Origin of the sequence: Nocardia brasiliensis ATCC 700358 (assembly GCF_000250675.2) — a bacterium.
GTDB lineage: Bacteria > Actinomycetota > Actinomycetes > Mycobacteriales > Mycobacteriaceae > Nocardia > Nocardia brasiliensis_B.
Window position 1 is genome coordinate 2,754,011 of record NC_018681.1, and the last position, 13,294, is coordinate 2,767,304.

Below are 13,294 nucleotides of genomic sequence, written 5' to 3' on the forward strand. Positions count from 1 at the left end.
GTTTCGCCCAGTCGGAGCCGTTGTCCAGCGGCATAGTGGTGTTGCGAATGGGGCGGGCTATCCAGGCTCAGTCCACGACGAGCCCCTTGTGCATGCCGGAATGCGCGCATGACTCTGACCTTCGACCGACCGAGGCACACGCTCATCGGCATGAGCGCGTGTTGGGAAGCGCCGTCGGCCAGCCGGTTTGGACGGCTGACCAACGCGCGGGTCGCGGCAGAAGCGGATGTTCGACCACAGCGGCTGCTGCCAAACTGGTCGAATGATCGTCAGACTTGCGCAGGAGCAGGATCTTTCGGCGTTCCTGAGGTTGGCTTCTCAGGTCGAGCACTGGTTCGGTCCCATGGTGAACGATGCCGGCTTCCATGAGGCCGTGAGCAGACACATCCACCGCTCCGCGGCCTTGGTCGCCCATTCGGGGTCCGGCATCGTGGGCGGATTGCTGTTCGGGGGCAATGCTCCGCGCTATCAGGTGCACTGGCTCGTTGTTTCGGAGCGAGAACGCGGAAACAACATCGGGACGACATTGCTGGCCGAGGCCACGCGGAGGTTTGTCCGGTTGCCGGGCTGCATCGAAGTGATCACCTTCGGTGCCGATCACCCAGGCGCGGTCGCCAGCGGAGCACGAGTCTTCTACGAGAGACACGGCTTCCTCCCCGGCGAGGAAGCCCCAGTGGGGCCGGAGGGCGGTTCACGACAGGTTTATCGCCTGGCCATCAGCTGATCCTGCATTCGGCGTGCGGGCGGTGGCGGTTCGGAAACGCTCCGGAAGCGGCAGATGAGGATGTTCGCGGGATGCCTATTGGATGCAGCAAGACCGGCCGGTAGTGCTGGCACCACCGTGGACGGGGCGCTGGCTGTAGTGGCGATCGGGTGTCGGCGGGATGGAGCGCGGCTGCGCGGAATCCTACTGTGGTGGTGTTGTAACTGCCTGATTGCCCGAAGGGAATCCGTTGAGATCGAAGATGTTTGGCACCGCCGGGTCGATGCTGGTCGTCGCAGCTTTCGTGACGACCGCCTGCCAGCCAGACCAGCCTGTCGCCGCACCCAGCGCGACGACATCGGCCACCGCGGCAGATGCGACCACGTTGCAACGCGATGCCGACGCAATTCGTGACGTCGGTATCACCGGTGTGCAGGCCAGGCTGGTCGCCGCTGACGGCAACAGCACGGTGGTGACCAGTGGTGTCGCCGATACCGTGAGTCGGAGTCCGGTCTCGGGCGAGGGGTACTTCCGGACCGCGAGCGCGACAAAGACATTCACCGCCACCGTGCTGCTGCAGCTGGTAGGTGAGGGCGAAATCGCCCTGGATGACACGGTCGAGAAGTGGTTGCCGGGCGTGGTGCGCGGTAACGGTAACGACGGCACGAAGATCACGGTGCGCCAATTGCTCAACCACACCAGCGGACTGACGTACCCGAATCCGTACGAGCTGGCCTCCCCGGAGGATTTTCACCGCTATGCCCTCACCGCACCCCCTCCGGCCGATCAGGTGGTGGCCGCCGCCGTGCAGAGCCCGCCGAACTTCGCCCCCGGAAGCGGCTGGAGTTACAGCAACACCGGCTATCTGCTGGCGGGCATGATCATCGAGAAAGTTACCGGCACACCGTGGTACGAGGAAGTCGACCGCAGAATCATCACCCCGCTCGGCCTCGCGCACACCAGCTACCCCGGCAGCGCGGTAACGGTTCCCGCCCCGCACGCCACCGGATACACACAATGGCCCACGGGTGGACTGGTCGATACCACCGACAACCGGATCGGCGTATTCGCCGCCGCCGCTGGCGCGCTGATCACCACCACCGCAGACCTCAACACCTTCTTCCGGGCATTGCTTGGCGGCAAACTCCTGCACCCCGAACAACTCGCCGAAATGAAGACGACCGTCGACACCGACCCCGAGGTCAAATCGGTCTTCCCCGGAGCCCGATACGGCCTGGGCCTGTTCTCAATCGAATTGTCCTGCGGTGGAAGATATTGGATGCACGGCGGCGACATCCCCGGCTACAAGACCAGAGACGGCGTCACCGATGACGGCACGCGCAGCGTCGTGGTGTCCATGTCCACCCTCTTGCAGGACACCGAGGACCACCAGATCGCCCAGGAGAACACCGCCATGGCCCTGGTCGATCACGCCCTGTGCCGTACCGGAAACAGTACAACCCGTTGATCTTCCGTGCGCTTCGCTGACCTCTCCGATTGGCGCGACCATCGGCAGAAGCGGACGTTCACGAGATCAACTGTCGGACAGGCGCTATGCACGACTGAACGACCGGAATGCGGCATTATGGTGCGTTCACGCGGCGATCGTTGTTGTCGGGCCGGTACGTGTAGTGGATGAGTCCCTGCTGAAACTTGCCTAGGTTGTCGTAGAGGGCGCGAGCTGGGCTGTCTTCCAGGGTGTTCCAGTAGAGGCCGGGGAAGCCGTGCTCTGTGGCGTCCTGCGCCACCCACTCGATCACTGCGGTCGCCACACCTCGCCGCCGGGCTTCCGCGTCTACGAACAGGTCCGCCAAATAGCATTTCCCGGAGTACCAGATACTGGCGTGGAACAGGTAGTGCGCGATAGCGACCATCTTGCCGTCGAGCCGGGCGGCGATCCCGTGTATCTGTTCGTCATCGCGCAGCCGTCGCCACGCACGGTCGTAGTCCCGGTCGCTTCGTTCGACCGCGAAGTACATGTCCTTACCGCGTGCCAGCACTTCCCAACTGGCGCGGTCGGATTCGGTCAGGAGGCTGATTTCTACCACGGTGACCATCATGACCAAGCACCGCGCCCGCGTCCCCTACCGGGATGTAGAGAGCAAACAGACGCACGGAAATCGGCATGTGCGGGTGAGCCGCAGCGGATCTCAACCGCCCGGCCCGCGCGGTATGCGGCTATTACCGAGCGGCCCCGGGTGGGGGTAATCGCTTCATCGGCGGGGCAGGATGACTTCGTGAGTGGTTACGTGCGGGTGTGGTGCCTTCGTCACGCCGAATCGGAGAATGTCATCTCGGGTGTGGCCGGAGCAGTGCCGATGTCACCGTTGACTTCACGCGGGTTCCGCCAGGCCGCCGCAGCTGCCCGCGTGCTAGCTGACGAGCCGATTTCCGGTATCTATTGCAGCACTGCGCTTCGCACGCAACAAACCGCAGCGGCCCTGCTAGCGGGCCGCGGCATCGACGTCGTGGCGTTGCCGGAGTTGGCCGAGGTCGGCATCGGCGCGGTGGAGGCAACCACCGATCTCGGCGTCAGGCGCCAGACCGCAGAGGTATTGCGGCACTGGATAGTTGACCGGCGACTCGAGCGCCGAGTTGCCGACGGTGAATCCGGATCGCAGGTGTTGGCCCGGATGACTGCCGCCTTGGATCAGATCACCCGGGCGCACGAAGGTGAGTCCGTTGTGCTCGTCGGTCACGTGGCAAGCCTGAGTGTGACGTTGGCACAACTATGTGCTCTCGGCGCGCGGGTTTGGGGCACACCTCTGCCACACGCCGTACCGTTTCTCGTTGAACGGGACGGCCAATCCTGGCACTGTCGATCGTGGCCCACGTAGGTGGTCTAGGGGGCCCGATGTTCGTGGCGGGCACTCTGTAATCGGCAGTAGCGTGCGCTCGGTCGCCCGCCGCGCGGTTGGGGCTGAGATCAAAAGCGTTCGGCCTGTTGATCTTCGGAGCCGACCGATTGGCCGTTCAGAACCGCGCGCCACGCGGCAATATAGTGCGTTTGGTTGCGCGTTGCCTACCGGGAAACGCAGGTAGGCAACGCTGTTCGAATGTCAGTGGCCTGTGCTGATGAGGTTGTCGTCGATCAGGTGCAGGCGGCGGGCGAGGTCGGAGACGAAGATCTGTTCGGGGTCGATGTCGTCGCGGATGCGACGCCATTCCTCCAGCCGCGGGTACATGGCGCGGATCGTCTCGGGGGTGGTGCGTGAGTCCTTGGCGAAGTACAGGCGGCCACCGGCGTCGAGGACCCGTTGGTCGAGTTCGGCGCAGAACTCGTTCAGGCCCGGTGCGATCGGGAAGTCCAGGCTCAGCATGAATCCTGGATGTGGCCAGGACAGCGGCGCCCGGTTCCCAGGGCCCATGCGCTTGAACACGTTCAGAAATGACCTGTGCCCCGAGTGCGCGATCGCCCGCACCGCGTCGGCGAGCTGCGGTTCGGCGCCGAACGGCATCGAGAACTGGTATTGCAGGAAACCGCGGGGGCCGTAGGCGCGATTCCATTCGCCGACCACGTCGAGCGGGTGCAGGAACTGGGTGATGTTCTGGATCAGGCCGCGTCCTTGCTTGCCGAAAACTCTGTAGGTGACCTCGCCGCCGATCCGGGTGGTGAGGTTGTTGACCATCCCGCTGGGGAAGATATCGGGCACCGTTAGCAGTTGCGGCGCAGTGAAGTGCAGTGGGTTGCGTCGCAGGCGGGTGGGTAGCTCGTCGCGCTTGGCGAGGTTTCCTCGGCTGAACATTGCTCGGCCGAGTTTCGCGCCGGTGTTGATCGTGTCCGGTACCGCCACCGAGTATTCGTAGCCTTCGTCGGATCCGTCGGTCAGCAGCTCCATAGTCTCGTCGAGAGTGCTGGTGCGGTCGCAGTCGACGAGGAAGTACGCGGTCTCGGTGCGCTTCACCTGGATCCGGGCACGCACGACGATTCCGGTCAACCCCATGCCACCGACGGTGGCCCAGAACAGATCCGCGTCGGCACCGTCCGGGGTGAGCGTGCGGATTGTGCCGTCAGCGGTGAGCAACTCCATCGTCAGCACGTGGTTGCCGAAACTGCCCTGAGAGTGGTGATTTTTGCCGTGAACGTCGGAGGCGATCGCCCCGCCGATGGTGACCTGACGAGTGCCCGGCAGCACTCGAACCCACAGCCCGTACGGCAGGACCGCGCGCATCAGCGCGTCGAGGCTGACGCCGCCATCGACATCGACGACACCGTTGTCCGGGTCGATCGAATGGATGCGGTCGAACGCGGTCATGTCGATGACCAGGCCGCCTCCGTTCTGTGCCGGGTCGCCGTAACTGCGGCCGAGCCCGCGGGCAATGACACCGCGCGGTCCCGCCGTGCGGACCGCTCGGGCAACCGCGTCGAGGTCAGAGGTGGAAAGCACCTGCGCCACAGACGATGCAGTACGGCCCCAGCCCGACAACGGGCGCTGCTCGATCATCGGTCCCCTTTGGATGAAATTCACCTCGCCACGGTAACCGCGCACTACAGAGCCCTGCCAACACGAACCAGGAACCGAGGCCATGACCGCCTCGAACAGCCCGCACAGATTGCTGTTCGGGCTTCAGCAACGGTCCACGCACTGAACTTCGGCCTGGACCGCATCCTCGACGGAATCGCCCACCTCATCGACGAGCGCCGCGCCACATCGGAACACTGACGCAAACAGTTCGCACGTTTCAACTCCGCGTTCGATCCAACGACCTCCCCGGACATCCGCACATCGGCATGTGCGTGCGTACGGAAGTGCTGTCAGCCAACTGATTTGGACGAAATCACCGGCGCGCGCCCAGCGCCATTACCGCGCGTTCTCAGGACGAACGTCGCCTCGGCGGTGCCTCAGCAGCCAGGCCCGAGCTCAATGGTCGGACTCGGCGTCGCTGCCGACAGGGGGGAGGAGTGAGTGCGTTAGCGTCGACAGATGCCGAAGGGAATGACCGCCAAAGGTGAGGCCACCCGAGCGCGCCTCGTGGCCGGGGCAGCCGAGGTTGTCATGGCACGCGGTATCAGCGATGTGACGCTCGATGACGTCTGCGCCCAAACCGGCACCAGCAAAAGCCAGCTGTTTCACTACTTTCCAGGCGGAAAGGAGGAACTGTTCGTCGCGGTCGCCCAGCAGGAGGCCGAACGGGTGCTCGATGGCATAGCGGCCCGGATGAATCCGTTGACCAGTTGGGCGGCCTGGGAGCAGTGGCGTGCGCAGCTGCTCGGGGAGTTCGACAGTCGCGGTGGGGATTGTCCGTTGCGGGTGCTGGTCAACCAGATCGCACCCGCTAGCGAGGGGGCTCGCGCGGTCGTCGTGGAGTTGATCGCGCACTGGCAAGCGCATCTGCGTGCCGGTATCGAGTACATGCAGGCGAGCGGAGAACTCGACGCAGGTGTCGATGCGGACCGGATGGCGTCGGCGATCCTGTCGGCCGTGCATGGCGGCGTGGTGATGATGATGCTGGGCCGAACCCGTGTACCGCTGGAGGCCGCGATGGATATGGCGCTGGGTTATCTGCGATCCGCGGCCGCCCGACCGTAGACCGTACTTGCTGGTCCAATTTGATCGGCCGAGCATGGCAGGCATGACAACCAACACCTCGGCGGCTGCCGTGCGGGCGGCTCAAAACTATCTCGATGCTCTCTGCGGCGATGACCTCGACTCGCTCATCGCGTTGTTCGCCGATGATGTCACGTGGGAGGACCCGGTCGGTTCGGATCCCGTCCGAGGGCGCGCGGCGCTGCGGAAGATCTACGCCCCCGTCGTCGGCAATTTCAGCGCGCAGCTCGACACCCCGATCCGGGGCTCGCACGCCAACCGAGCGGCCATGGCGTTCACTTTCGAATTCGATCTCGACGGCACCCGCACCCGGGCCCGCGCCATCGACATCATCACCGTGAACGACAACGGCCTCATCACCGGACTACAGGCGTACTGGTCCATCGACGACGTCGAAGCACCCTCGACGTCGGAGTGAAATCGTCGACGAGAATTCCGCAGTACCCGACACTCCTGAAGAAGGGCGTGAAATCGGCTGGGGTGCAACGGCAATACTCGGGCACGGCCGGGCGTACCGTGAACTGCCAGATCGGGGTGATTTGGCGTATGTCCAAGCATGGACGTGCGTTGATCGACCGGGAGCTCTATCTTCCCGAATCGTGGACCGCCGATCGGCAGCCTTGTCGCGCCGCCAGGCCTGGCGAGAGGCGAGAAACCTCACCCGGTGAGTATGAACCGCTCACCACAGGGTATTGTTGATCATGTGCGTGACATGTCACGCCAAGCGTCGTAGATCGCATTCGCTTCGCAACCAGCGCTTGCCGCATCCGCTCTTCTTACGGCGATCGATTTTGCCCATCGGCAATCTCGCCATTCGTGCCCCCGGTGCGGACCCGCAGGTCCGCAGACGGCTCGGGCACCACCTGATGCCCGAAAGGCACCGCAACACCTATGACTTCTGCTGACATCTCTTTTGCCGCGCTCGGCGTGAGCGCACCCCTGGTGAAGGCGCTGACTCGCGCCGGAATCACAGACCCTTTTCCGATCCAGACCGATACCCTGCCCGATTCGCTGTCCGGACGCGACGTGCTGGGCCGCGGCCGAACCGGCAGCGGCAAGACGCTCGCGTTCGCCATTCCGATGGTCAACCGTCTCGGCGGCGGCCTCGCCGGTAGACGCGCACCCAGCCGCCCCACCGGCCTCGTGCTGGCGCCGACTCGGGAACTGGCTACCCAGATCGCGGCGGCGCTGGAACCGCTCGCCGCGGCCTATCGGATGACCGTCACCACGATTTTCGGTGGCGTCCCGCAGAACCGGCAGGTCCGGGCGCTGCGCGCCGGCGTCGACATTGTCGTCGCCTGCCCCGGCCGGCTCGAGGATCTGATGAACCAGCGCCTGATCTCGCTGGATGCCGTCGAGGTCACCGTTATCGACGAGGCCGACCACATGGCCGACCTCGGCTTCCTGCCTGGCGTGACCCGAATTCTCGCGGCCACCCCGAATGATGGTCAGCGCCTGCTGTTCTCGGCCACCCTGGACAATGGCGTCAACAAGCTGGTCAGCCGCTTCCTGCCGGATGCCGAGCTGCATTCCGTCGACGAGGCGAACTCCCCGGTCGCCGCTATGACCCATCACGTTTTCGAAACCGCGAGCGTCGAAGCCAAGCGCGAGATCGTACACCGGCTTGCTTCGGGCTCGGGCCGGCGAATCCTGTTCATGCGCACCAAACATCAGGCTCGCAAACTGGCCAAGCAGCTGACCCTCGCTGGAATTCCGGCTGTCGACCTGCACGGCAATCTCTCGCAGGGCGCCCGCGACCGCAACCTCGCGGTCTTCGCCGCCGGTGACGCCCGGGTGCTGGTGGCGACCGATGTGGCCGCACGCGGCGTGCACGTCGACGATGTCGAGCTGGTCGTACACGTGGATCCGCCCGCCGAACACAAGGCGTACCTGCACCGTTCGGGCCGGACCGCACGGGCCGGCAACTCCGGTGCAGTGATCACCCTGGTGCTACCCGGCGAACGACGCGACCTGGCCGACCTCATGCGCAAGGCCAAGATCACTGTCACCCCGCAACGAGTCACCGCCGATTCGCCCGTGGTAGCCGAGCTCGTCGGCACGATTGCCCCATTCGTCGCCCCCTCATACAGCGAGCGGGCAGCACGTGAAGGCGACCGTCGCAGCAGCGGCGGACCGCGCCAAAACAGTGGCGGACCGCGCCGGAGCAGTGGCGGACCGCGCCAAGGCGGCGGCCGTCGCAACGGCGGTGTGGCGCAAGGGCAGTCGCGCGCCAAGCCGCGCGCTCACTCCGCGCGCCGAGCGGCCGCGTAGGGCCGATCCGGCGACAAGACCGCAATGCAGCGTTCGATCCCCATCCCCGGATGAGAAGAGCGACAGCGGTATGAGCTGGTAGCGAATCATGTGGAGGTTTGCCGGCAGAAGCGCGTACCCGCCTCGGGTGCGCGCTTCTCGGCGTTATCGTGCGTTTGCCAGGCGAGCAGTCACCCATGAGCGAGGTGACTTTCAGGCTTGAGCGGCGTGCCGCCATGCCTTGGTGCAGTGCAGCCTGTCGCGAGGAAAAGGGGGACGCTCGACGCGTCGCGCGCGGAAAATGGGTGGAGGGGGATCGTGGGCGCGCGTAGGGTCGCGGAGCGGAAAGGAGGTCCGGTGATGAATGGAAAGGGCGGGGCGGCGGCGGAACCGGCCTCCGCGCCGAGCCGTGAGCGGGCAGATCTGGTGGCCTGGCGGCGTCGAGATGCGTTGCGGCGCAGCAATGCCGCCCAGCCACTGCCGAACAAGCGGCGGTACCGGCGGGTCGCCAAGCATCGCAAGGCAGTAGCCGACTAGGCCCGCTCGACGGGAGACGAGGTCGCGCTGATCGGGTAAGCGCGCCATCATGTCTCGTCGGTCAACGCCGCGTCGGCGGGTAGCAGGGCAGACCCACCGGAACCCGTCCGCCGACCCGATCGAGTACGGCCGCTGCCCAGTCCGGCCCGATGCCGCCATACAGTTCGATCAGGTGCAAGCCCTCCGGTTCCGCTGCCAGTGTCGCGGCGATATCGGCCGCTTGCGCAGCGGAGCGGGCGGCCGCGAACACGGTGGTCAGCATCCCGTCGCGGCGCGTGACGCGATCGGTCTCCGGATCGGCCTCGGGGGACAGGTAGATGAAAGCGCCGCGCAGTGTCGCGCCCCGCTCATAGCGTTGCTTGAACTCGTCGGCGGCAGTGAGTGATTCGATCCCGTACAGCACGGCGGACACCGGTGTGTCACCACCGACGGCGGCCAGCGCCGCGGCATGCCCCGGCAGCCCGAACCCGCCGCACAGCTCGATCAGCCCGACCCCGTCCTTAGCCAGCGACACCGCCAACTCGATCCCGACCTCGGGTCCGGGCACCGCGAGGAACATGATCTCCCCGCCCGCCCACTGGGTCACCACCCGGTCCGTGGCCTCCGCGGCCTCGTAGATGACCGCCGTCGTCGTACCGCTCAACGTTGCCCCCGAGATCATTCCGTCCGGCTACGTCCCCACTGAATCACCGTCGCCCGACCACCTCAAGCCCCCAATGCGATCGTCAGGCGCGGGGGCGCAGGGCTGCGAACTCGTCGGTGACGCGGATACCGGAGTCGGTGTAGCGGTAGACGGCGGCGGGGCGGCCGCCGGTCCGGCCGGGGGCTCTGGTCTGCCCGGTGGGGGTGATCACCTTGCGGCGGGCGAGGACTCGTTGCAGGTTCGTCGTATCGACGTCGTAACCTAGTGCGGCGCAATATATTTCGCGGAGGGTGGACATGGTGAAATCGGCGGGGGCGAGGGCGAACGCGATATTGGTGTAGGAGAGTTTGGCGGCCAGCCGGGTCCGCGCGTGATCGACGACCGTGCCGTGATCGAAGGACATCGGCGGCAGCGCCGAGACGGGATGCCAGGCCGTGTCCGAAGGCAGCTGGGGGTCGGCGGTGAGCGGGACCAGTCCCAGGTAGGCCGACGCGATCCGGCGCGGCGCGGGCACCCGGTCGGGCGCGCTGAACACCGACAGCTGTTCGAGGTGGGCCAGTTCGCGCACATCGACCTTCTCCGCGAGCTGGCGGCCCGCCGAGGTGTCGAGGTCCTCGTCGTCGCGCAGACGCCCGCCGGGCAGCGACCAGGTGCCCTTTTGGGGGTCTAGCGCGCGCTCCCAGAGCAACACGGCCAATTCGGTCCGCTGTCCGGGTGGGCAGCGCCCGATGATCTCCTTTCCGGCTTTCGCAGGGCCGGGACCTGCGGCGATGTTGGCGGGGAAGCGGCGAACCTGGAACACCGCGGTGAGCGTTTCGTGGATGGTGCTACTATGGGCCACGTTTTCGATTATAAGTCGAAAACCTGGTTAGGTGCGAATCGGTGGTGTAACTGGTCGCACGACGAAGGGAGCCATCATGGCGACGATGGGTGCGAAACTGGCGCCTCCGCTGATGGAGCAGGTGTTCGACGGGCCGTCGGGTTTCACCGGTGTCGAGGCGACGCCGCAGTGGGCCCAGGACGTGAAGCGGCTGGCCCGCGAGCGAAACGCGACGATTCTCGCGCACAACTATCAGCTGCCGGAGATCCAGGACGTGGCCGATCACGTCGGTGATTCGCTGGCCCTGTCGCGGATCGCCGCGGAGGCGCCCGAGGACACGATCGTGTTCTGCGGGGTGCACTTCATGGCGGAGACCGCGAAGATCCTGTCTCCGGAGAAAACCGTCCTGATCCCGGATCAGCGGGCGGGTTGTTCGCTGGCCGATTCCATCACCGCGGACGAGTTGCGGGCCTGGAAGGCCGAATTCCCGGACGCGCTGGTGGTGTCGTATGTGAACACCACCGCCGAGGTGAAGGCGCTCACCGATATCTGCTGCACCTCATCGAATGCGGTGGACGTGGTCGCCTCGATCGACCCGGACCGGGAGGTGCTGTTCCTGCCCGACCAGTTCCTCGGTGCGCACGTCAAGCGGGTCACCGGCCGGGCGAATATGCACATCTGGGCGGGTGAATGCCACGTGCACGCGGGCATCAACGGCGACGAGCTGACCGAGCAGGCGCGCACGCACCCGGACGCGGAGCTGTTCGTGCATCCCGAATGTGGTTGCGCCACTTCGGCGTTGTACCTGGCGGGCGAGGGGGCGTTCCCGTCCGAGCGGGTGCACATCCTGTCCACCGGCGGCATGATCGATGCCGCCCGCGAGGTGCGCGAGCGGCGCGGCTCCGGTCAGTCGACGCAGGTGCTGGTCGCCACCGAGGTCGGCATGCTGCATCAGCTGCGAAAGGCCGCTCCCGGCATCGACTTCCAGGCCGTGAACGACCGGGCCTCGTGCAAGTACATGAAGATGATCACCCCCGCCGCGCTGCTGCGCTGCCTGGTGGAGAACCGCGACGAGGTGCACGTCGACCTGGAAACCGCGGCCCGCGGCCGTAGTTCGGTGCAGCGGATGATCGAGATCGGCAATCCGGGCGGTGGTGAATGACGCCGACCCCTGCCCGCGCGGCAGTGGTCGGGCAGTCGTTCGAGTGGGAGGCCGAGGCCGACCTCGTGGTGATCGGCGGCGGCGTCGCCGGACTGACGGCGGCGCGGACCGCCTCGCTGCGCGGGCTCCGGGTGCTCACCCTCAGCAAAGGCGGAGCGACGGACACGTCCACGCAATACGCCCAGGGCGGCATCGCTGTCGTTGCGCCGGAAGGCGATTCGGTCGAATCCCACGTGCAGGACACGGTGGAGGCCGGTGCCGGACTGTGCCGGGTCGACGCGGTGCGCTCGATCGTCGAGGGCGGTCAGGACGCGGTCGCGGCGCTGACCGACCTCGGCGCGGTGTTCGACCTCGGCCGGGACGGGCAGATCTCGCGCACCCGGGAGGGTGGGCACAGCACGCGGCGCATCATTCATGCCGGCGGGGATGCGACAGGGGCGGAGGTGCAGCGGGCGCTCAACGCGGCCGGACTGCCGGTGCTGTTCGGCGCGGCGGCCGGTGACATCGTCACCGGACCGAACGGCGTGCAGGGCGTTGTCGTGGTGTCGGACAAGGGTTTCGGTGTCGTGCACACCCCCGCGGTGCTGCTCGCCACCGGTGGACTCGGCCAGCTCTACGCGCTGAGCACCAACCCGCCGGGCGCGACCGCCGACGGCGTCGCGCTGGCGCTGTGGGCCGGGGCGGCGGTCGCCGACCTCGAGTTCGTGCAGTTCCATCCGACCGTGCTCTACACCCCGGGCGGGCTCGGCCGCCGCCCGCTGATCAGCGAGGCGGTGCGCGGCGAGGGCGGGATTCTGGTGGATTCCATGGGTGATTCGGTGACCGCCGGACTGCATCCGCGCGGCGACCTGGCACCGCGTGATGTGGTCTCGCGCGCGATCGCGGCCCGGATGCGCGCGCTGGGCACCGATCACGTCTACCTCGACGCCCGCGCCATCGACGGCTTCGCGCAACGGTTCCCGACGATCACCGCCTCCTGCCACGCCGCGGGTCTCGATCCCGCGAGCGACCTGATCCCGGTCGCTCCGGCCGCGCATTACCAGTGCGGCGGCGTGGTCACCGACCCGCACGGACGCACCGCGGTACCCGGCCTCTACGCCGCGGGAGAGGTCGCGCGCACCGGACTGCACGGCGCGAATCGCTTGGCCTCCAACAGCTTGCTGGAAGGTCTCGTGGTCGGCGAGCGCGTCGGTGTGGCCGCCGCCGAACGCCGCGGCGTACCCGCCACCGTGGCCGAGATCCCGGCCCGGCACGCCGAAACGGCCGATCGCCGGGTGCTCCAGCAGCTGATGACCGAGCACGCCTCGGTGGTCCGCGACCGGGCCGGGCTGGACGAGGCGATCAAACGGATGGAAGACGCTGTGACTCAGCGCCGCACGCTCAGCGCCGACGGCACGTTCGACGAACGGGTCGCCGGTCTCGAGGACGCGGCGCTGACCCTGGCGGCGCGCACGCTGCTGCTCACCGCCGCGACCCGCACCGAAAGCCGGGGCTGTCACACGCGATCCGATCATCCGCACCCCGACGATCGGCTGCGCCTGAGCTTCTCGGTCCGGCTGGACCCCACGGGCCGGCCGCAACTGGGCCCACCCGCCTGACCCGAACGTCGTGCGGCACACCCGGCACGTCG

At 66.7% G+C, this 13,294-nt stretch carries 13 protein-coding genes and 1 pseudogene; 10 read left to right on the forward strand and 4 right to left on the reverse strand.

Annotated elements, in window-relative coordinates; all coding sequences use genetic code 11:
* Positions 1-262: 262 nt before the first annotated feature.
* Positions 263-724, forward strand: coding sequence for a GNAT family N-acetyltransferase (locus tag O3I_RS12325; protein WP_041562578.1), 462 nt, complete (start codon positions 263-265; stop codon positions 722-724).
* Between the two features lie 241 nt (positions 725-965).
* The gene (locus O3I_RS12330) at positions 966-2,171 is read left to right on the forward strand and encodes a serine hydrolase domain-containing protein (protein ID WP_014983246.1); all 1,206 of its coding nucleotides are present in this window, start codon (positions 966-968) and stop codon (positions 2,169-2,171) included.
* A gap of 115 nt (positions 2,172-2,286) precedes the next feature.
* Here O3I_RS12330 and O3I_RS12335 read toward each other — a convergent pair whose 3' ends face one another.
* The gene (locus tag O3I_RS12335; protein WP_014983247.1) at positions 2,287-2,763 is read right to left on the reverse strand and encodes a GNAT family N-acetyltransferase; all 477 of its coding nucleotides are present in this window, start codon (positions 2,761-2,763) and stop codon (positions 2,287-2,289) included.
* 252 nt (positions 2,764-3,015) lie between these two features.
* On the opposite strand from O3I_RS12335, the gene O3I_RS47050 reads away from it, so the two are divergent.
* Positions 3,016-3,540, forward strand: coding sequence for a histidine phosphatase family protein (locus tag O3I_RS47050; protein WP_366929517.1), 525 nt, complete (start codon positions 3,016-3,018; stop codon positions 3,538-3,540).
* Between the two features lie 222 nt (positions 3,541-3,762).
* Here O3I_RS47050 and O3I_RS12345 read toward each other — a convergent pair whose 3' ends face one another.
* Positions 3,763-5,148, reverse strand: a complete 1,386-nt coding sequence (locus O3I_RS12345; protein WP_014983249.1) for an FAD-binding oxidoreductase — start codon at positions 5,146-5,148, stop codon at positions 3,763-3,765.
* Positions 5,149-5,640: 492 nt separating this feature from the next.
* On the opposite strand from O3I_RS12345, the gene O3I_RS12350 reads away from it, so the two are divergent.
* The 5 genes and pseudogenes from O3I_RS12350 (at position 5,641) to O3I_RS44800 (ending at position 9,039) form a co-directional block, all read left to right on the forward strand.
* Positions 5,641-6,234, forward strand: a complete 594-nt coding sequence (locus O3I_RS12350; RefSeq protein ID WP_272944306.1) for a TetR/AcrR family transcriptional regulator — start codon at positions 5,641-5,643, stop codon at positions 6,232-6,234.
* Between the two features lie 43 nt (positions 6,235-6,277).
* Entirely contained in the window at positions 6,278-6,670 is a 393-nt protein-coding gene (locus O3I_RS12355; protein WP_014983251.1) for a nuclear transport factor 2 family protein, read from the forward strand.
* A gap of 35 nt (positions 6,671-6,705) precedes the next feature.
* Positions 6,706-6,897 (forward strand): annotated as a pseudogene (locus tag O3I_RS43745) (transposase); the annotation flags it as partial.
* 246 nt (positions 6,898-7,143) lie between these two features.
* Positions 7,144-8,523, forward strand: a complete 1,380-nt coding sequence (locus tag O3I_RS12360; protein WP_014983253.1) for a DEAD/DEAH box helicase — start codon at positions 7,144-7,146, stop codon at positions 8,521-8,523.
* A 336-nt stretch (positions 8,524-8,859) separates the two neighbouring features.
* The gene (locus O3I_RS44800; protein WP_141692285.1) at positions 8,860-9,039 is read left to right on the forward strand and encodes a hypothetical protein; all 180 of its coding nucleotides are present in this window, start codon (positions 8,860-8,862) and stop codon (positions 9,037-9,039) included.
* A gap of 61 nt (positions 9,040-9,100) precedes the next feature.
* On the opposite strand, the gene O3I_RS42570 is transcribed toward O3I_RS44800, so the two are convergent.
* Together O3I_RS42570 and O3I_RS12370 are read right to left on the reverse strand one after the other, a co-directional pair.
* Positions 9,101-9,700, reverse strand: coding sequence for a DUF6506 family protein (locus O3I_RS42570; protein ID WP_051066579.1), 600 nt, complete (start codon positions 9,698-9,700; stop codon positions 9,101-9,103).
* A 64-nt stretch (positions 9,701-9,764) separates the two neighbouring features.
* On the reverse strand, positions 9,765-10,523 hold the full coding sequence (locus O3I_RS12370; protein WP_014983255.1) for an NUDIX hydrolase: 759 nt from the start codon (positions 10,521-10,523) through the stop codon (positions 9,765-9,767).
* 76 nt (positions 10,524-10,599) lie between these two features.
* On the opposite strand from O3I_RS12370, the gene nadA reads away from it, so the two are divergent.
* A complete protein-coding gene (gene nadA, locus O3I_RS12375) occupies positions 10,600-11,664 on the forward strand; it encodes a quinolinate synthase NadA (RefSeq protein ID WP_014983256.1) in 1,065 nt (354 codons plus the stop codon).
* Positions 11,661-13,262: an L-aspartate oxidase gene (locus tag O3I_RS12380; RefSeq protein WP_014983257.1), complete on the forward strand. Its 1,602-nt coding sequence runs from the start codon at positions 11,661-11,663 to the stop codon at positions 13,260-13,262. Before nadA ends, O3I_RS12380 begins: the two co-directional genes overlap by 4 nt.
* Positions 13,263-13,294 lie beyond the last annotated feature (32 nt).